The sequence below is a fragment of the Acetobacter sp. genome, assembly GCF_022483985.1.
Lineage (GTDB): Bacteria > Pseudomonadota > Alphaproteobacteria > Acetobacterales > Acetobacteraceae > Acetobacter.
Genome location: NZ_JAKVME010000001.1, coordinates 2,100,410 through 2,119,606, shown reverse-complemented (window position 1 = coordinate 2,119,606; position 19,197 = coordinate 2,100,410). Strand labels below are relative to the sequence as shown.

General features: G+C 59.3%; 14 protein-coding genes. 10 read left to right on the top strand and 4 right to left on the bottom strand.

Annotation, left to right across the window (positions count from 1 at the left end; all coding sequences use genetic code 11):
- The first annotated feature begins 10 nt into the window (after window positions 1-10).
- The 9 genes from uca (at window position 11) to argE (ending at window position 14,134) form a co-directional block, all read left to right on the top strand.
- On the top strand, window positions 11-3,550 hold the full coding sequence (uca, locus tag LKE90_RS09405) for an urea carboxylase (RefSeq protein ID WP_291493132.1): 3,540 nt from the start codon (window positions 11-13) through the stop codon (window positions 3,548-3,550).
- Between the two features lie 41 nt (window positions 3,551-3,591).
- Window positions 3,592-5,391, top strand: a complete 1,800-nt coding sequence (gene atzF, locus LKE90_RS09400) for an allophanate hydrolase (RefSeq protein ID WP_291493134.1) — start codon at window positions 3,592-3,594, stop codon at window positions 5,389-5,391.
- Between the two features lie 292 nt (window positions 5,392-5,683).
- A complete protein-coding gene (locus LKE90_RS09395) occupies window positions 5,684-6,361 on the top strand; it encodes a DUF1028 domain-containing protein (protein ID WP_291493136.1) in 678 nt (225 codons plus the stop codon).
- Window positions 6,362-6,474: 113 nt separating this feature from the next.
- Window positions 6,475-7,734 (top strand): flavin-containing monooxygenase, encoded by a 1,260-nt coding sequence (locus tag LKE90_RS09390; RefSeq protein WP_291493137.1) that lies wholly within the window; start codon window positions 6,475-6,477, stop codon window positions 7,732-7,734.
- Window positions 7,734-9,215, top strand: coding sequence for an aldehyde dehydrogenase (locus LKE90_RS09385; protein WP_291493139.1), 1,482 nt, complete (start codon window positions 7,734-7,736; stop codon window positions 9,213-9,215). Before LKE90_RS09390 ends, LKE90_RS09385 begins: the two co-directional genes overlap by 1 nt.
- A 210-nt stretch (window positions 9,216-9,425) precedes the next feature.
- Window positions 9,426-9,833, top strand: a complete 408-nt coding sequence (locus LKE90_RS09380; protein ID WP_291493140.1) for a RidA family protein — start codon at window positions 9,426-9,428, stop codon at window positions 9,831-9,833.
- Window positions 9,834-9,961: 128 nt separating this feature from the next.
- Window positions 9,962-11,356: a purine-cytosine permease family protein gene (locus LKE90_RS09375; protein WP_291493142.1), complete on the top strand. Its 1,395-nt coding sequence runs from the start codon at window positions 9,962-9,964 to the stop codon at window positions 11,354-11,356.
- A complete protein-coding gene (locus LKE90_RS09370) occupies window positions 11,356-12,972 on the top strand; it encodes a GMC family oxidoreductase (RefSeq protein ID WP_291493145.1) in 1,617 nt (538 codons plus the stop codon). The genes LKE90_RS09375 and LKE90_RS09370 overlap by 1 nt, the downstream gene beginning before the upstream one ends.
- Window position 12,973: 1 nt before the next feature.
- Window positions 12,974-14,134, top strand: a complete 1,161-nt coding sequence (gene argE, locus LKE90_RS09365) for an acetylornithine deacetylase (RefSeq protein WP_291493147.1) — start codon at window positions 12,974-12,976, stop codon at window positions 14,132-14,134.
- 106 nt (window positions 14,135-14,240) lie between these two features.
- Here argE and LKE90_RS09360 read toward each other — a convergent pair whose 3' ends face one another.
- Window positions 14,241-14,642, bottom strand: a complete 402-nt coding sequence (locus LKE90_RS09360) for a hypothetical protein (protein WP_291493149.1) — start codon at window positions 14,640-14,642, stop codon at window positions 14,241-14,243.
- Window positions 14,643-14,875: 233 nt separating this feature from the next.
- Here LKE90_RS09360 and LKE90_RS09355 point away from each other — a divergent pair, with 233 nt between their 5' ends.
- The gene (locus tag LKE90_RS09355; RefSeq protein ID WP_291493151.1) at window positions 14,876-15,793 is read left to right on the top strand and encodes a LysR family transcriptional regulator; all 918 of its coding nucleotides are present in this window, start codon (window positions 14,876-14,878) and stop codon (window positions 15,791-15,793) included.
- 66 nt (window positions 15,794-15,859) lie between these two features.
- On the opposite strand, the gene LKE90_RS09350 is transcribed toward LKE90_RS09355, so the two are convergent.
- From LKE90_RS09350 to LKE90_RS09340, 3 genes are all read right to left on the bottom strand, one after another.
- Window positions 15,860-16,618 (bottom strand): amino acid ABC transporter ATP-binding protein, encoded by a 759-nt coding sequence (locus tag LKE90_RS09350; protein ID WP_291493152.1) that lies wholly within the window; start codon window positions 16,616-16,618, stop codon window positions 15,860-15,862.
- On the bottom strand, window positions 16,608-18,065 hold the full coding sequence (locus tag LKE90_RS09345; protein ID WP_407066090.1) for an ABC transporter substrate-binding protein/permease: 1,458 nt from the start codon (window positions 18,063-18,065) through the stop codon (window positions 16,608-16,610). Before LKE90_RS09345 ends, LKE90_RS09350 begins: the two co-directional genes overlap by 11 nt.
- A gap of 140 nt (window positions 18,066-18,205) precedes the next feature.
- The gene (locus LKE90_RS09340) at window positions 18,206-19,165 is read right to left on the bottom strand and encodes a LysR family transcriptional regulator (protein WP_291493154.1); all 960 of its coding nucleotides are present in this window, start codon (window positions 19,163-19,165) and stop codon (window positions 18,206-18,208) included.
- Between the last annotated feature and the right edge of the window lie 32 nt (window positions 19,166-19,197).

Below are 19,197 nucleotides of genomic sequence, written 5' to 3'. Positions count from 1 at the left end.
AAAATCAGTCATGTTCAGCAAGGTCCTCATCGCCAATCGTGGAGAAATCGTCCGGCGTGTCAGCCGTACACTCCGGCACATGAATATCGCGTCCGTTGCCGTGTGTTCGGAAGCGGACCGTTTCACGCCTCCCGTTCTGGAGGCCGATGAGTCCGTACTGATCGGTCCGGCGGTGGTGACAGACAGTTATCTGAACATGGACGCGATTCTGGATGCCTGCGCCAGAACGGGGGCGCAGGCTGTCCACCCCGGTTACGGTTTTCTCAGTGAACGAGCCGAGTTTGCCGAAAAACTGGCTGAACGTGGCATCCGTTTCATGGGGCCGCGTCCGGAGCATATGCGGGCGTTCGGCCTCAAGCATACCGCACGCGATCTGGCCAAGCAGAACAATGTGCCGTTGCTGCCGGGGTCCGATATTCTCGGCACGGCCGATGAGGCCGCGGTCGAGGCCCAGCGCATCGGCTATCCGGTCATGCTCAAGAGCACGGCAGGTGGTGGTGGCATTGGCATGCAGGTCTGCCACAACGAGGCTGAACTGCGTGACTGCTTCGCGGCGGTTTCCCGTATGGGTGGCAACAATTTTGGTGACGCCCGCGTCTTTCTTGAAAAGTTCATTGCCTTCGCACGCCATGTCGAGGTGCAGATATTCGGTGACGGCAAAGGCAACATTCTTACGCTGGGTGAACGTGACTGCTCGCTTCAGCGCCGCAACCAGAAAGTCATTGAGGAAACACCGGCTCCCAGCCTGTCAGAGGCGACACGCAAGGGACTGCGTGAGGCGGCCCGCGCCCTGTGCTCCGCAGTCGCGTATGAGTCTGCGGGCACCGTGGAATTCATCTATGATACCGAAAGCGGTGAATTCTATTTTCTTGAGGTGAATACACGTCTTCAGGTCGAACACTGCGTCACCGAAGAAGTATTCGGGATCGACCTCGTGGAGTGGATGGTCCGTCAGGCGGCTGGCAGTCTGGTTCTGCCGTCACAGGACAGCCTGATTCCGCAGGGCGCAGCTGTGGAAGCGCGCGTGTATGCCGAGAACCCGGCGGAAAACTTCCGTCCGTCCACGGGACGTCTGACTGAGGTCCATTTCCCGGAGAACGTGCGGGTGGATGGATGGATCGAGACCGGTACGGAAGTGACGCCCTATTATGACCCGATGCTGGTCAAGGTCATCGCACGGGGCGCTACACGAGAAGAAGCCTTCCACAATCTGAACGAAGCGCTGACGGCGACGCGTATCGGTGGTCTGGAAAGCAATCTCGATTATCTGCGCGCCATTACTGGAGCGCCTGCCGTGCTGGCCGGTGAGGTTTTTACTGGTCTGCTCAACAGTTTTGCCTACACGCCAACGACAATCGAAGTCATTGCGCCGGGCCTTCAGTCCACAGTGCAGGATTGGCCGGGACGGATCGGCTACTGGGATGTGGGCGTGCCCCCCAATGGTCCGATGGACGATCGCAGTTTCCGTCTGGCCAATCGCATTGTCGGCAATGCCGAGGGTGTGGCTGCTCTGGAATTCACGGTTTCTGGTCCGGTCCTCCGTTTCAACGCTCCTGCCACCATAGGTCTTGCCGGGGCATTTATGCCTGCCACACTGGATGGAGTGGAAATTCCTTACTGGGAGCCGATCGAGGTGCAGGCCGGACAGGTTCTGTCACTGGGTCAGATCAAGGGGGCAGGGCATCGCACCTATCTTGCCATCCGGGGTGGCATTGATGCGCCGCTTTATCTCGGATCGCGCTCAACCTTCATGCTCGGTCAGTTCGGTGGTCATGCGACCGGACAGTTGCGTACCGGTGATGTTCTGAGACTTGCTGCGCCGCTGACGAATGCTCCTCCGACCATCACCATTCCAGTCGAAGACCGTCCGGCGCTGACGCAGACATGGGAATTGGGTGTGCTGTACGGCCCGCATGGCGCACCGGATTTCTTCCGTGACGAGGATATCGCCGAGCTGTTTTCCAGTGAATACGAGGTTCACTTCAACAGCGCCCGTACGGGCGTCCGCCTGATCGGACCGAAGCCACGCTGGGCGCGCACGGACGGCGGCGAGGCTGGGCTGCATCCTTCCAACATTCACGATAATGCCTACGCCATCGGCGCCATCGACTTTACTGGTGACATGCCGATCCTGCTGGGGCCTGATGGCCCAAGTCTGGGCGGTTTTGTCTGCCCGGCCGTGCTCACCCGCGATGAGCTGTGGAAGATGGGGCAGCTCCATCCGGGCGACAAGGTGCGCTTCCGTCGCGTGCAGCCTGAGCCGCTGAATCTGCCATTCCTGACAGCTTCGGTGACGGGTGACAGTCCCATCCTGTTTCGTTCGGAAGGTGAAATTCCGGTCGTGTATCGTCGTGCGGGCGACAGCTATCTGCTGCTCGAATTCGGTCCACCGGAACTGGATGTGACGCTGCGTCTGCGTGCCCAGCTTGTGCTGGAGCGTCTGAAAGGCGAAGCTGTTGACGGTATTATTGACCTGACGCCCGGCATCCGGTCGCTTCAGGTTCATTACAATCCTGATGTCATCAGTCTGTCCGCACTTCTGGAAACCCTGCACGGTATCGAGCAGGCGCTTCCATCAGGCGACGATGATATCGTGGTGCCCAGCCGTATCGTGCATCTCCCCGTCTCATGGGATGACGAGCAGGCGCGTCTAGCCATGCAGCGTTATCAGGAACTTGTGCGTCCCAACGCGCCATGGTGCCCGTCCAATATCGAGTTCATCCGTCGCATCAACGGACTGTCTTCGATTGATGCAGTCAAAAACATTATCTTTGACGCCTCCTATCTCGTTCTGGGGCTGGGCGATGTCTATCTCGGCGCGCCTGTCGCCACTCCGATAGACCCGCGTCATCGGCTGGTGACGACCAAATACAATCCGGCCCGCACATGGACGCCTGATAATGTGGTGGGCATTGGCGGCAGCTATATGTGCATCTACGGGATGGAAGGGCCAGGCGGTTATCAGCTTTTTGGCCGCACCACACAGGTCTGGAACACATGGCGGACAACGGATGTGTTCCATGAAGGTACACCGTGGCTTCTCAGGTTTTTCGATCAGATCCGTTTCTACCCCGTCTCGCACGATGAGCTGATGGAGGCGCGTGCCGCTTTCCCATATGGTCGCTTCTCCGTGAAGATCGAAGAGACGCAGTTCAGTCTGCGGGAGTATCGCGCCTTTCTCGACGCCAACAGGGACGAGATTGAAGCCGCCCGGAGCCGACAGCAGGCCGCCTTCGAAGCCGAGCGTCAGGACTGGATTGCGAATGGTCTCGACACATTCGAGGAAGAGACGAACGATAATCAGGCGGATGAATCCCTTCTCCCCGAAGGCCACATGGGCGTGGACAGCCCGGTGCCCGGCAGCGTGTGGCAGCTTCCCGTCAATGTGGGTGATTCTGTGAAAGTGGGAGACACCGTCGCCATCATTGAATCCATGAAGACCGAGATGAAGATCGTCTCGCCTGCAACCGGTATCGTCACGGATATTCTCTGCCGCAAGGGACGGGAAGTGCGGGGCGGCGAACGCATCATGGTTGTGCGCACAGACTGACATTCACGAACAATCCGACGCTGACAGAACAGGAAAACATCATGACCTTGCCAAACATGTTGCAGATAGCACCCCTGCTTTCCGCCTGTCGCGCCGGAACGCTGACGCCTACAGAGATCGTGCGTGAAGTTTCTGCGCGCATTGAGGCTTATGCCGCCAAGGATTCGGCGGTCTGGATCAGCCGTGTTCCAACAGAGCAGCTTCTGGCCCGTGCTGCCGAGCTGGAAAAGCTGTCTGCGGATGACCTGCCGCTTTACGGTATTCCGTTTGCAGTAAAGGATAATATCGATGTCGCCGGTCTGCCGACGACGGCAGCGTGTCCGGCTTTTGCCTATGAACCGAGCGAAAGCGCCGAAGTGATCAAGCGGCTGGAAGCAGCCGGAGCCATTGTCATCGGCAAGACCAATCTTGATCAGTTCGCGACAGGTCTTGTGGGAATGCGCTCGCCCTATGGCCAGCCGCATTGTGTGTTTAACGCGGATTATGTCTCGGGTGGTTCAAGCTCCGGCTCTGCTGTGGCTGTGGCCGCCGGGCTCGTGTCGTTTTCTCTGGGAACGGATACGGCAGGATCAGGTCGCGTCCCGGCAGCCTTCAACAACATCGTCGGTCTCAAGCCGTCGAGAGGTGTTCTCAGCACGCGGGGGCTCGTTCCTGCCTGCGAATCCCTTGACTGTATTTCGGTTTTTGCCGGATCGACCGCCGATGCATGGGAGGTCGAACGGATTGCGGGCGCTGCGGATGCCCGTGCACCGTTTTCGCGGACCCTTTCGCCACATTCGCTGCCGCTTGCGACGTTCCGCTTTGCAGTTCTGTCGGCAGAAGATCGCTTTTTTGACGGCAACGAAGCCAATGCCGCTCTCTATGAACAGGCCATACAGCGCCTTGAGCAGCTTGGCGGAACACCTGTCGAACTGGATTTCGCGCCTCTGAAGGAAACGGCGGCCCTGCTCTACAGCGGTCCCTTCGTTGTGGAACGTCTTGCGGCAATAAAGGATTTTTATCACTCAAATCGTAAGGACATGGACCCGACTGTCGGGGTGATCCTCGACGGAGCGGTAAACTATTCCGCTACAGATGTGTTCGACGGGATTTATCGCCAGCATGCGTTGCAGCAGGTTGCGCAGCGGATGTGGAATGATTTCGATGTCATGCTGTTGCCGACCGCGCCCCGTATCGTCACGAAGCAGGAGGTCATCGAGCAGCCTATCGCCGCGAACAGTCTGCTTGGCGCCTACACCAATTTCGTCAATCTGCTTGATATGGCCGCCTGCGCCGTGCCCGCCGGTTTTGCCCCCGATGGCCTGCCCTTTGGCGTGACATTTGTCGGGCCAGCTTTCACCGATGAGGATCTGGCTGCTCTGGCGGGGCGTTTTCATGAGGCTCTGGGTGAAGCCATCGGTGCTGCGCGCAGTGAAAAGCCGGAATCTTTTGCAGAACGGGGCGGCTCATCCTCCGGCCGGGTGCTTCTGGCTGTCGTGGGAGCGCATCTGAAAGGTTTCCCCCTGCACTGGCAGCTTGAGCAGGAGAACGCCGTTCTGCGGGAAACGACGCGTACAGCGCCTGATTACAGGCTTTTTGCCCTGCCTGACGCAACGCCGCCAAAGCCGGGCCTTGTGCGTGAACGTGGTTTCACGGGCGAAGGTCTGGAAGTCGAAGTCTATGAACTGGATACCGCAGGTTTCGGACGATTTGTCGCTTCGGTTCCGCAGCCCATGTCCATCGGGCGTCTCACGCTGGCCAATGGCAAGGAAGTCTGTGGCTTTCTGTGCAGTGAAGCTGTCGCCCGGAGTGGCACGGATATCACCGCGACGGGTGGCTGGCGTTGTTACATGAAGAAGTAAACACTTCCGGCAGAGCAGGGGGGGGGGGGGGGATGTTGCAGGGGCAGGCTCGTGGTAACGGGCCGCCCCTTTGTGTTTGCAGTGACGGGATGGCGGATTGCGTGGCGCTGATGGGCTCTGTCACCCTGAATGTCCGTTTCTCTGATCCTCAAGTAAGATAAAGCTCAGAAAAACAGAAGCAGCGCCTCGGAAAGTCCTTGTTACGGTGTCAGAACAAGGATGATAGCCTCTCTACATAGTCAGAATTCATCTTCTGGCTGACAGGATTTTCCTGCGGAGAGACATCGAAGCCATGACCTTTTCCCTCGTCGCGCGTTGTTCCCGTACCGGCCAGTTCGCGGTCGCCGTATCCTCATCCTCTCCTGCCGTGGCGGCCCGCTGCGCCTTTGCGAGAGCCGGTGTGGGAGCCGTCACCACGCAGAACGTAACCGATCCGCGCCTTGGTCCGTGGGCGCTTGACCTGATGCAGGCTGGCGCGTCCGCTGGCGAAGCCCGAGACATCATCGCCCGCACGTGTACTTTCCCCGCCTTTCGCCAGATGACCCTGATCGACCGGGAGGGCCGGACGGCCCTGTGGTCCGGGGAGAAATCCCTCGGGATCAACGCAAGCGCCGAAGGGCTCAATGTGGTGTCCGCAGGCAATCTTCTGGCTTCTCCGGACGTGCCGGCAACCATCGTGCGCAGCTTTGAGGAGGCGGGGCCGGAGATTGAACTCGGAGAACGAGTCATGCTGGCCATGCAGGCGGGTCTCCATGCAGGCGGAGAAGCTGGTCCGGTCCGGTCTGCGGGCATGCTGTTGGTTGACCGGGAGGCGTGGCCTCTGGCCGACCTCCGGGTGGACTGGGAGGACGATCCCATCGGACGTCTGGCGTCGCTGTGGAGTGTCTGGAAGCCGCAGATGCACGATTACGTCACCCGCTGCCTCAACCCTGAAGCGGCCCCGTCTTATGGCGTGCCCGGCGACGAATAACCGTTTCGTCTTCTGAAAGCCCTTGGGCGGGCGCGTCATCTTTCACGTCTATTTGTTTCGATATCGTATTGTTGTGTCATGCCCGGGTATGACCGGGAAGGAAGGAGGCAGCCATGTCTGTCGAAAAAACCGAAGTTGTCGTGGTTGGAGCCGGGCAGGCCGGTATCGCCATGAGTGAACACCTGCGCTCCTACGGCATCCCGCATATCGTTCTGGAACGGAACCGCGTGGCCGAGCGTTGGCGGAGCTGCCGCTGGGATTCCCTCGTCGCCAATGGACCGGCGTGGCATGACCGTTTCCCGGGAATGCTGTTTCCCAAGGACGGTCCGGACGATTTCGCACCGAAGGAAAGGGTCGCCGATTACCTCGCGGCCTATGCCGACATGATCGAAGCGCCGATCCGCTGTGGCGTGGATGTCAGGGAGGTGCGTCGCAGGCAGGGGCAGACCGGTTTTCACATCGACACGTCCGAAGGCGCAATCGAAGCCGAATGTGTCGTTGCTGCGACCGGCCCTTTCCAGATTCCGGTCATTCCGTCCGTGGTGCCGGAGACGGCCGGTCTCAGCCAGATTCACTCGGCGGCATATCGCAACCCCGACCAGCTTCCTGACGGCGCTGTTCTGGTCATCGGAGCCGGATCGTCCGGCGCGCAGATTGCCGAAGAACTGATGCGTAAGGGCCGTAAGGTCTATCTCTCGGTGGGGCCGCATGACCGTCCGCCCCGCAGCTATCGCGGACGCGATTTCGTGTGGTGGCTTGGCGTGCTGAACAAGTGGGATGCCGAGGCGACGCCGGGCGTGGAACACACGACCATCGCCGTCAGCGGTGCGAATGGTGGTCATACCGTCGATTTCCGCCGTTTCGCCGCGGAAGGCATGACCCTGCTCGGGCGCACCGAAAATTTCGTGGACGACAGACTGACCTTTGCGCCTGATCTCGCCGAAAACATCGCGAAAGGCGACGCCAACTACCTCTCCCTGCTCGGAGAGGCGGACGCCTATGTCACCCGCAACGGTCTGGATCTGCCTGAAGAACCCTCCGCCCGCGATTTCCTCCCGGAGCCGGAGTGCGTGAAGCATCCCCTGCTCGAACTGGATCTGAAGGAAGCGGGGATCACCACCATCATCTGGGCGACGGGTTTCGGTGTGGATTATAGCTGGCTGAAGATGGAAGCGCTGGACGAGAACGGTCGTCCTCACCATCAGCGCGGGGTTTCCTCCGAGCCGGGCGTGTATTTTCTCGGTCTGCCCTGGCAGACGCGCCGGGGCTCCTCCTTCATCTGGGGCGTCTGGCATGACGCGAAATACGTCGCCGACCATATCGCCAAGCAGCGCAGCTACATGACATACCGGCCCGGACACGGAGCGGCGTGATGCAGAGCCTTGCTCATTATGCGGGGCGCGCCTCCAGCCTGATCTTCCGTAATCAGTGCTGGATTGACGGACGATTCGTCCCCGCTGCTTCCGGTCGATGCTTCGGCACCGTCAACCCCGCCAGCGGCGAGGTTCTGACGGACGTGGCGCGCGGAGGAGTGGAGGACATCGACCGGGCCGTGCAGGCTGCCCGCAAAGCGTTCGACGACGGCCGTTGGTCCCGCCTGACCCCCGCTGCCCGCAAGGACGTCCTGCTGCGGCTGGTCGCGTTCATCCGCGACAATGCCGAGGAGTTCGCGCTGCTCGACACGCTTGACATGGGAAAGCCCATTTCCGAGACCGTGAACGTGGACGTGCCGGGCTCGATCCATTTTCTCCAATGGCACGCGGAAGCCATCGACAAGCTGTATGATGAGGTTGCGCCCACCGGTGGACGCGATGTGGCGATGATCCGTCGTATGCCGCTAGGGGTGGTCGGCGCGGTCGTGCCGTGGAACTTCCCTCTGGATATGGCCATCTGGAAGCTCGCGCCTGCTCTGGCGGCGGGCAACTCGGTGGTTCTGAAGCCTGCCGAGCAGTCGCCTCTGTCGGCGCTCCGTCTGGGTGAACTGGCGAGCGAGGCCGGACTCCCGGATGGCGTGCTGAACGTGGTGCCGGGATTCGGCGAGGAGGTGGGACAGGCTCTCGGACGTCACCCGGATGTGGATTGCCTCGTCTTCACCGGCTCGACCGATGTGGGCAAGCTGTTCATGCGCTATGCCGGTGAGAGCAACATGAAGCAGGTCTGGTTGGAGACGGGCGGGAAAAGCCCGAACCTGATCTTCCCGGACGCCGATCTGGACGCCGCCGCCGACAAGGCCGCCTTCGGCATCTTCTTCAATCAGGGCGAGGTCTGCTCCGCCAACTCCCGTATGCTGGTGCATGAGAGTGTGGCGGACGACATGGTCGAACGCATGCGCGTGCGTGCGGAGGCGATCGTGCCCGGCAATCCTCTCGATCCCCAGACCAGAATGGGTGCGATGGTGGATGTCCGGCACACTGCGCGGGTCGCGGAGTTTCTGGCCTCGGGACGCGAGACGGCCCGCCTTGTCGCGGGCGGCAGTCGCGTGACGGTCGGCGCGTCGGATGCTTTCATCCAGCCCACGGTCTTTGCGGACGCGCCTTCTGACGCGCCGATTGTGCGGGAAGAGATTTTCGGTCCGGTTCTCGCCATCCAGACCTTTCGTGACGAAGAGGAGGCGCTCCGTCTGGCGCACGATACGTCCTACGGGCTGGCGGCTTCCGTCTGGACCCGCGATGTCAGCCGGGCGCTCGATCTGTCGGAGCGGCTGAATGTGGGGACGGTGTCCGTCAACACGGTGGATGCGCTGTCCGCCATGACACCCTTCGGAGGTGTGAAGCAGTCCGGCTTCGGTCGTGACCTCTCTCTGCACAGCTTCGATAAATACACAGCGCTGAAGACCGTATGGATTCATTACTGAGGTCAGATTTTCTGAAGCAGAACGTCAGAAATAATTTCTTTTTCTGAAAGCCTAATTCGTTTCACACTTGCAACAGGATTATCCGGGCAGGAACCTGAGAACCTCTCGTGGTTCCGCAGCGACCAGCCCGTCCCCGTTGCGCAGGATCATCATCTCCGGTGCGGACACACCGACCGGACAGTACCAGCCCCACACAGGGAGACACAGACCATGGCCCACACCCGCCTCCGTCCTTTCAACACGAAGGACACCTACCCCGAGCAGGCGCTCGACAACGATCTCTGTCAGGCCGTCATCACGGGCAACACGATCTATCTGCGTGGTCAGGTGCCGCAGGATCTCGATACACGCGAGAATGTCGGCGTGGGCGACCCGATCGCGCAGGCCGAGAAGGTGATGGACAATATCGAGCTGCTGATGACAGAGGCGGGCGGCAAGCTCACGGACATCTGCAAGGTTACGGTCTATCTCACGGATATCCGTTATCGCGAGGCGACCTATCGCGTGCTCGGCCGTCGCCTCAAGGGTGTCTTCCCGGTCTTCACCGGCCTTGTGGTCGTGGCGCTGGCCAGACCGGAATGGCTGATCGAGGTCGATGTCATCGCCGAACGGGAATAGTCTGACTGCAATCCCGCCGGTCTGGAGCCGAGCGGGATTTTTCTGACTTTCAATATTACGATTCCGACACAAAATCGCCGGGCACGCCCTGATACCAGAGCCTGATACCAGAGGAAGGAACCGCTCCCATGACAGACGCCGCGACGGCACGGGGTCCAGAAGCCCACACCATCTATCAGATTCCGCTCGACCAGCGGCACGGACGCCCGCGCGATCTGTTCACCGTGTGGTTCGGCTCCAACATCATGATGCTGACCATCATTACCGGCGCGCTGGCGACCACCGTGTTCGGCCTGCCGTTCTGGCCAGCGCTGCTGTCGGCTGTGCTGGGCAACATGATCGGTGGCCTGTTCATGGCGCTTCACGCCGCGCAGGGGCCGCAGCTCGGCGTGCCGCAGATGGTGCAGACGCGAGGTCAGTTCGGTTCCATGGGCGCGATGGCGGTCATCTGCCTCGTCGTGGTGATGTATGTCGGTTTCTTCGCCTCCAATCTGGTTCTTGGTGGTGAGTCGCTGCACACGGTGATGACGTTCCTACCCGAAAAGGCCTGTGTCGCCCTGCTGTGCCTCGTCAGTCTGGTGGCTACGATCTATGGCCATGATCTGATCCACGCCTACACACGACTGATGACAGTGGTGTCCGGTATCGCACTGGCGCTGTGTTTCGTGTGGATTCTGTGTGTGAACGGCGTTTCGACCGCGATCCTGTCACACGGCACGTTCACCATGTCAGGCTTCCTCGGCGGCCTATCCACGGCGGCGCTCTGGCAGATCGCCTACGCGCCGTACGTCTCGGACTATTCGCGCTATCTGCCGCCCGGCACTGGCAGCCGTCAGGCCTTCATGGCCAGCTACTGGGGCTGCGTGCTCGGCTCGGTCTTCCCCATGATCCTTGGCGGTCTGCTGGGTGTGATCGCAGGAGGCGGCGACGTGGTGGCGACGCTGACCACACAGGTCGGTCCGCTGGCGCTGTTCATCGTGCCCGTGCTGTCGCTGGGCATCGCGTCAACCAACGCCATGAATCTTTATTGCGGCGCGCTCTCGGCCATCACGGTCATCCAGACCATCATTCCGTCATGGAAAGCCACGCATGTCGGTCGTGCGGGCACGGCCATCGTTCTGGCCGGTCTTTCGTTGCTGATCGCCCTCGGCGCGGAGGCGAATTTCATGGAGGAATACACCAACTTCATCCTGCTGCTGCTCTACGTTATGGTGCCCTGGACCGCGATCAATCTGGCTGACTTCTATCTGATCCGGCACGGCGAATATGATGTTCCTTCCTTCTTTCGCGCCGATGGCGGCATCTATGGCCGCTACTGCTGGCCCGCTCTGACCGCCTATGTCTTCGGTATTCTGATCCAGATTCCCTTCGTCTCGAACGGTCTCTACACCGGTCCTGTTGCGAACATGCTGGGCGGCGCCGATATCTCGTGGATTGTGGGGCTGATTGTCGTGACAGTGTTCTACGTCTGGCTGATGCGTAACGAACGCCACACCCTGCCTGTCATGGGAGGAGCTGACTGATGACCACGCAGAACGATTTTCCGACCGATTACGACTTCATCGTCGTCGGTGGCGGCGCGGCGGGCTGTGTGCTCGCCAACCGCCTGAGCGCCCGCAGCAATCTGCGGGTGGCGCTGCTGGAAGCGGGCGGCCCCGACAACACGCCGCGCATCCATGTGCCCGCCGGGACCATCTCGCTCTACAAGAGCCGGAAATATACCTACCAGTATTACTCCACGCCGCAGACGCATCTCGACAACCGCCGCGTGCATGTGCCGCGTGGCCGGATGCTGGGTGGCTCGTCCTCCATGAACAGCATGATCTATATCCGTGGCGCACGCTCGGATTATGACGGCTGGGAAGCGATGGGCTGCACCGGCTGGGGTTATGATTCCGTGCTGAAATACTTCATGCGCGAGGAAGACAATCAGCTTCATCAGGACCCGCAGTTTCACGGAACTGGTGGCGAGCTGATGGTGGATCAGCCGCGTGACCCGCTCGACGTGTCGCGCCTGTTCATCAAGGCCGCTGAAGAGGTTGGGCTGAAAGAAAACACCGATTTCAACGGCGCTCGACTGGATGGCGTCGGCGTCTATGACGTCACGCAGAAAGATGGAAAACGTCTCAGTTCCTATCGCGCCTTTGTCGCTCCAGTGCGGTCGCGTCCGAACCTGCATGTGCTGACCGGCTGTCGCGTGGTCTCGCTCGTGACCGACGGGCGGGAGGTGCAGGGTGTCACCATAGAGCGGAACGGCCAGTTCCACGTTCTGCGGGCGCACAGGGAGACCATCCTTTCGGCGGGCGCCATCGGTTCGCCGCATCTGCTCATGTCGTCAGGCATTGGCAATGCGAAGGAACTGCTGCAATCCGGCGTTCCCGTGGTGAGCGATCTGCCGGAAGTGGGGCGCAATCTTCAGGATCATATCGACGGGCTGGTGACCATCCGTTCGGACTCGGCAACGACACTCGGTTTCTCGCGGGCGTCGCTCGGCTCCGTGCTGCCTGCGCCTTTACAGTTCCTGCTGCGTGGCAAGGGCTGGCTGACCACCAACTATGTGGAAGCCGGTGGATTCGCCTCCACCCGTTACGCCGAAGGCGTGTCGGATGTGCAGTTCCATTTCGTGCCGGGCTATCGCAGCCATCGCGGGCGTCTCTTCGAATGGGGACACGGTTTCGCACTGCATACCTGCGTGCTGCGTCCCCAGAGCCGAGGCAGCATCCGCCTGACGCAGGATGGTAGTCGCAACCCCGAAATCGACTTCAATTTCCTGTCTGACGAGCGCGATGCGCTCGTGTTGCTGGAAGGGGTGAAGCTTGCCCGTCGTATCCTGCGGGCGTCGCCGTTTGACGCCATTCGGGGCAAGGAAATGGCGCCGACCGCCAATCTGGAGACCGACGCACAGCTTATGGACTATCTGCGGGCCTCCGCCAGCACAGTGTTCCATCCATCCGGCACCTGCCGCATGGGATCGGACGCGGACAGTGTGGTCACGCCCGAGCTGAAGGTGCGCGGGCTGAAAGGTCTGCGCGTGGCTGACACTTCCATCATGCCAACACTGGTCAGCGGTAACACCAATGCGCCGACGATGATGATCGGCGACAAGGCTTCTGACATGATTCTCTCCGAGTTGAGCTGACATGGTCGACCCGCAGGTTCTTGCCGTTCGTGATATCCTTGCAAAGCTGATTGCATTTCCCACTGTCTGCCGCATGGAAAATGCGGAACTGATTGACTGGGCTGAAGGCTTTCTGCGTGATCTTGGAGCACGCTGCCACCGCGTGCCGGGCAAGGAGGAGGGGCGGTTCAATCTATTCGCCAGTATCGGGCCGGATACGCCGGACGGCATTGTCCTGTCGGCCCATAGCGATGTGGTGCCCGTGGAGGGACAGCCCTGGACAACCGATCCGTTCGCGCTGACCGAGCGGGATGGAAAGCTTTACGGGCGCGGCAGCAGCGATATGAAGGGATTTCTTGCCTGCATGCTTGTGGCGGCGCGGTATGCCGCCAGTCAATCCGGGCTGCGTGCGCCCTTGCATCTGGCTATTTCCCATGACGAGGAAATCGGGTGTGTGGGCGTGCATTCGATGCTGCGCGATCTCGCCGCCCGTGGTTTTCAGGCGCGCGGATGCGTCATTGGCGAACCGACCGGTCTGCGGGCCGTGTCCGGTCACAAGGGCAAGCTCGCCGCTCGTATTGTCTGTCATGGTCTGGCTGCACATTCCGCCAATCCTGATCGCGGCTGCAACGCCATCGGGCTGGCGACGGATATGGTGAAAATCATTGAGGCGCTACAGGAAGAGTTGAAAGAGACCGGCGCTCAGGATGAGCATTACGAGGTGCCTTACAGCACCATGCAGGTCGGCCTGATCCGGGGCGGTGTAGCGCTCAACATCGTGCCGGATCTGTGCGAGGTTCAGTTCGAAATGCGTCTGCTGCCCGGTGTTGATCCGCAGCCTCTGCTTGACCGGTTACGAGAGGAAGCGGACCGTCTGTGTGCGGAGCGACCGCATGCCCGTATCGAGATCGAGACGCTGAACACGTATCCCGGTCTGCATACATCCGACGGTGCTTCGTTCCTGCACGAGATCATGCGGATTACGGGTGATAACGCGCCCTCACGCATCGGTTTTGGAACGGAGGGTGGCCTGTTCAGCGAGTATCTGGGCATGCCGGTTGTCGTCTGTGGCCCCGGTTCCATTGATCGCGCTCACAAGGCGGACGAGTTCATTCTGCCGGAAGAGTTGCAGGATGGCGTGCGGTTTGTGGAGCAGGTTGTGGATATGCTGGCTCGTCACTGAAAGGATCAGTGCAGACAGTGCAGAGAACTGGCTTTTGCAATCAGGGATGCAAAGGCCAGTCTGCATGGTGGATGCAAAAGGCGTTGTTCATGTGTCTCACGTCATTTTATGGATCCATATTCAGTAGCCTGCGCACGCGTTGTGTTTCCATCTGAAGAAGATCGAGTAATGTGCGGGCTTCGGTCCTGAGCGGAATCCAGACAGGATCACTCATTGCTTTCAGGTGGTTTTTCCGGGTGTTTGTTACAAAAACAACTTCATCAGGGATATTTTCCACCTTCTGAAGCAGCATTTTTATGGATTGTTTCTGATATAATGTGAGATAGGCTTCTCCGGTAAAAAGAACAGCATGTCCATTGCTGAGCATATCGTCTTTTAATTCCCACGCCACGTTGAAATAACCATACTGTTCACACTGAGTGGCTGTATCTTCTGAAAGAGTTCCTAATGAATCATTGAAATAAATATAATTATTCGCATAAGCGTCCTCTTCGGAAGAAAGTGGCATAGATTATCTCACACCTGATGTATGTTCCGTTGCGATATTGTTCTGGTAATAATTAATATTATTGATACTTCGTGTGGTTTGGTGCATTAAAATGACAGGTTATTGTGGCATGCATTTTGATTAATGAAATCTCTGTTTTCTGAGCTTCAAAAATTCATTTCTCTGTAAACTCTGGTAAGTTTCATGCCATCAGGCCGGTGGCCTTTACCGCCAGCCCCAAGGAGCGACCAAGAGTGAAATTCTCCCTGCGACAGATCGAATATTTCGTCGCCACGGCTGAAACCGGCTCCATCGTGCAGGCCTCGCGCCAGATACCCATCTCGCAGCCCGCCATTTCCGCCGCGATCGCGCATCTGGAAAGCGTGTTCGGCGTGTCGCTTTTCATCCGTCACCACGCGCAGGGGCTGTCTCTCACGCCAGAAGGCCGCATGGTGTTGCAAGAGGCTCGTGAACTGCTCTCTCAGGCGCAGGAACTGGGCAGCTCGCTGAATGGCATGTTGGGACGGGTGCAAGGCGAAGTCACCGTTGGCTGCATGACGACGCTGTTCCCTCTGCTGGCGCCCGATCTGATCCAGAATTTTTCCGCAACCTACCCGGAAGCCCGTCTGCGGGTCATCGCCGGTCATCATGAAGAACTGACGGAAAAACTGCGTGACGGAGAAGTCTCCGTCATGATCGGCTATAATATGCCCATGCCGCCGACAATCGGTTTTCAGCCACTCTCCGCCCTGCCGCCCTATGTCTTCACATCAGTTGACCATCCTCTTGCCGCGGCGGGGTCTGTCCGGCTGGAAGCGCTTGTGGATGAACCCTTCCTTCTGCTCGATCTTCCCTTTTCGCGTGAGTATTTTCTCCAGCTTTTTTCTTCCGCCGGTGTGGTGCCGCGTATCGCAGGTCATTATCCCAGCATGGATGTGATCCGCAGTCTGGCCGCCCGGGGTGTTGGTTTCGGGCTGGGAAACGCCCGGCCACGCAACCAGAACGCTCTTGATGGCAAACCCCTGGCCTATCTCGGGCTGGAAGACGAGTGCGCTCCGCTGGTCTACGGGTTGTTTACCGTGACAGGCCAACGCATTCCCATGCGGGTTTCGGCATTTCTGGATATGTGCGTTGAGACTCTTTCCAACAGAAATCTGCCCGGCACGATCTGAGTAATTCAGCCGTCAAGGTCATGCTGGCAAACGCGTGGTATTTCCGTGCCGCCTCTGGCTGCCTGTTCAGAACTGGATCATCTGATTGAGAAAGGTCCGGGCGCGCTCCGTGCGAGGCGCCGTGAAGAATTCCTGCGGAGGGGCGACTTCGAGAATGCTGCCCTTGTCCATGAAGACGATGCGGTCCGCAATGCGACGGGCAAAGCCCATTTCATGGGTCACACAGATAATCGTGATCTGCTGGGCGGCCAGTTCGTCGATAATGGCGACCACCCCGGAGATGGCTTCGGGATCAAGGGCTGCGGTCGGTTCATCAAACAGGATAATCTCGGGGTTCATGCTCAGCGCACGGGCGATGGCGACGCGCTGCTGCTGACCACCGGAAAGCTGGATCGGATATTTCCCAGCCTGCTCGCCAATGCCCACCAGCGCCAGATAGCGTCGGGCATCTTCCTCAGCCTGCTGACGGGAGGCGCCCCGGACCAGACGCGGTGCGAGCGTGCAGTTATCGAGAACGGTCAGGTGAGGAAAGAGATTGTAGTTCTGGAACACCATTCCCACGCGACCACGCAACGCAGCGAGATCCGTTTTGTCGTCGATGACCTGTCCGTCAATCATCAGCGTGCCGCTGTCATGCGGTTCGATACGATTGAAGCAGCGGATGAAAGTCGATTTTCCCGAACCTGAGGGGCCGAGAACGACAATTTTCTCGCCTTGGTCGATATCGAGGTCCAGACGGTCAAGCGCCAGAAACTCTCCGTAAAACTTGCTTAGATTACGAAGGGAGATTCGAATGTCGGGGTTGGGTGCGGTGTCACTGACCATGGCCGGTCGCCTTGTTGCGGTCTGCCCAGGAGAAACGACGTTCAATCCGCTTCTGCAGGAAAAGGAAGAAGAACACCATCGCCAGATAATAGACGAGGGCTGCTGAATAATACTCGGTGAATTCGAATGTGCGCGCCACCTGAATCTGCGTCACGGCAAGCAGTTCCTGCAACGAGATAACGGAGGCCAGAGAGGTCGTCTTCAGAAGACTGATGAACTCGTTGATCGTTGGTGGCAGTGCGATACGGAGCGCCTGCGGGAAGATGACATGGCGATAGATCTGCGAACGCTTCATGCCCAGCGCGTCGGCCGCGACCAGTTGTCCCTGATCGACCGCCCGCAGGGCGGCGCGATTGATTTCCACCTGATAGGCGGATTCATTGATCGACAGGGACAGCCATGTTGCCAGAAATGGTGTGAACCAGCTTTCACGAAAGATCGGGAAGAACTGAGGCAATGCGTTCCAGATGAACAGCAGTTGCAGCAGTGTGGGCGCACCACGAAAGACCGCGACATAAGCCGAAAGCAGCATCTGCAATGGAGAGCGGGGGCCGTTGAGTTTGAGCGCCACCGGAATGGAAATGACGATGGCGGTCAGGTGTGAGAGCACTGCGATGATCAGTGTCAGGGCAGCGCCTTTTACAAAGGCCATGGATGTTAGCGCGGAGAAAAAGACTTCAAGGCTGAAGGCGGAGGACGTGGCCTTTTCCGTGAACGCCTGTTCCTGCGCGTTTGAAATGCTCCATTTCCGGCTCAGATTTTCCAGAACACCCTGCTGTCTGAGTGCTGCGACCGTCTGCCCCAGCGCCGCCTTGTCCTGTGGATTCTTACGGATATAAACGGCGAATTCACGATAATCAGGATTGTCCGGTTTCAGTATGATCGTGACTTTTCCGCCCAGTTGCTTCTGGCGGTAATAAACCTCCACGTCCTGACTGATCAGCGCATGCACACGACCGAGCAGAACCTGCTGCACGACCTGATCTTCCGCCGGATAGAGCTGAAGACTGATCGGAGCCCGGCCTGATTGTGCCAGTTTCTGGTTAGTCTTTTCGACAAGCGTTGCATAGCTGGTGCCGGATTCCACGGCGACGCTCTGACCGGAAAGGTCTTCCAGCGCGGTAATCCGTGGCGTCCCGGACCGGGCGATGACCACGATGGAGGAATCAAGATAAGGCACGGCATCGTAATTCTTTTCACGCCCCGCCTGCCGCATGACCCCGCTGATGACCATGTCGCAGCGCCGGGACGAGAGACTGGGGAGCATGCCCTCGAAATCCATCGTCAGGATTGCTGGCTCGGCATGCCATGCCCGGCCAAGCTCGTGCGCGAGGTCAATGTCAAATCCGGCGAGATCCCGCGTGTCCTGGCCATTGACGAACGTCATCGGCGGGAGCGTGGGATTTGTGCAAACCGTGAAATGGCCATTGACGGCAAAGGGAGGAATATCCCCGCCCTGTGCCGTCTGAGTCTCGGTTTGGCTCTCAGTCTGAGCATATCCTGAGGACGCAAACCCGCACACCGCCGCAAACAGGCCTGCCGCGATGATCAGACGTGATGCTGACCGGTGTATGAAGGAACGTGTTGTCACCGGCTGACCTCATTGAGAACGGAGCGGAAGGCGGCTGTCATCGGCTCGCTGTCCTGCGAGGGGCGGGCGAGCAGGTAAAAACTGTTGGTCAGAGCGAGACCGTCAAACCCGATCCGGCGTAGACGACCTTCCTCGACCATCGGCGCGGCGAACAGATCAGGGAGAAAACCGATGTAGACGCCGGAAAGAATCAGAAGCGTGCGGGAATCGATGTTGTCGGCGGCAGCGGAAAAATTCATCTCGCTACGGAGTTCGTCCCAGCGCGGGGAGGTCGTGGCATCTGAAACCTCGATCATCCGCGTCGCCGTCAGATCGGCTCGCGTGATATCCTCGTCCGCCATGGAAAAGAAAGGATGGCGCTGCCCGCAATAGAGTGACGCCGTTTCCTGAAACAGCGGGGTTGTCTGCATCTCCGGACGCTGATGCGGGTAGAGCGTAATGCCCATCGTCGCAGACCCGTTGAGGACGGCAAACTCCACTTCACGCGGCGTCGCCGAACGGACGTCCATGTAAATGTCGGGATAATGGACGGTAAAGCGTTCTATGGCCCTGACGAGCACTGTTTCGCCGTGAATCTGGATCGTGTCGGGAAGATAGAGGCGGAAACGGCCGGAGAGCGTGCCGCTGGCCTCGTTGAGACGTTTCTGAAAACTGTCAATATCATCAAACAGTTTTCTGGTGGCGTCCAGAACGCTTTCGCCGGAGGGCGTCAACGCAAACCCGCTGCGGCCACGATGGCAGAGTGTCGTGTTCAGTCTTTTCTCAAGCGAGGAGATGTCGATGCTGACAGCGGATTTGCTTTTGCCGAGCGCTACTTCCGCCGCGGCGAACCCGCCATGTTCAGCAACGGCGGCGAAGACTCGCAGCAGTCGCAGATCGACTTCCGCGATCCGCCCCTGAAAGCCTGTGGTGCGGGTGGGGAAACTGGACGGCATACGGCTCAGGGCGATCTCCATGGTCGGGTACCTTTTTTCGTTCCGAAAGTTAA